We start from the raw sequence: 670 nt of genomic DNA on the forward strand, positions 1-670 counted from the left end.
GGTGAGTTCTGCGCACCCGCCGTGTCGGTGGGCAAGGACGTGCGTCCCCGACTGCGTAGAAACCGTCGCTTCTGGTCGCTGTCCGGCATCGTTGTTCTCCTTGTGCTGTTCGGGCGTGGGCGCTGCAGCCGACGTTCTACAGGTCCCGTTCCGGTCCGGTGTCGTGGTCGAGGGGGTCGAGACCGAACTGGACGTTCGCCCCCGAATCGGTGTGTGTCCGTCGCGTCGACGTACCGGTGGTGAAGTCGGGTCCGCCGGCCTTGCGTCGGGTGACCTCGGTGTCGATCTGGCCGATGATGGTGCGTTCGGCGGTGATCGATTCCTCGAGTCGGGTGATGCGGTCGGTGATCCGCCCGATCGTGCGTTCGTCGGTGGCGCGGGCACGGGCCTTGGCCGCCTCGGCGGCGCGATAGTGCTGTGCACCGCGTTCGATCACGGGCCAGCGTCGCTCCGGGGGTGCTGCCTGTTCTGCGGCGGTCACAGCGGCGCGGGCAGCGGCGATCTGGTGTTCGGTGGCCTGCGGGGACCGGGTCAGGGCATCGAGTCGGGTGCGGGCAGCGCGCACCTCCGCGATGTTGCGTTCGTCGATCTCGACCTGCGCCAGGGACCGCTCCACCGCCCCGGTGGCGGACATCTCGCCTCGTGCCCGGTCCAGTTCGTCGCGGGCCAG

The 670-nt window shown here is 69.6% G+C and carries 1 pseudogene; it reads right to left on the reverse strand.

The window, feature by feature from the left end:
* Positions 1-136 precede the first annotated feature (136 nt).
* A pseudogene (locus tag K3M35_RS25855) lies at positions 137-670 on the reverse strand (conjugal transfer protein TraA); the annotation flags it as partial.

The organism is Rhodococcus sp. DMU2021, from assembly GCF_019641445.1.
Classification (GTDB): domain Bacteria; phylum Actinomycetota; class Actinomycetes; order Mycobacteriales; family Mycobacteriaceae; genus Rhodococcus; species Rhodococcus pyridinivorans.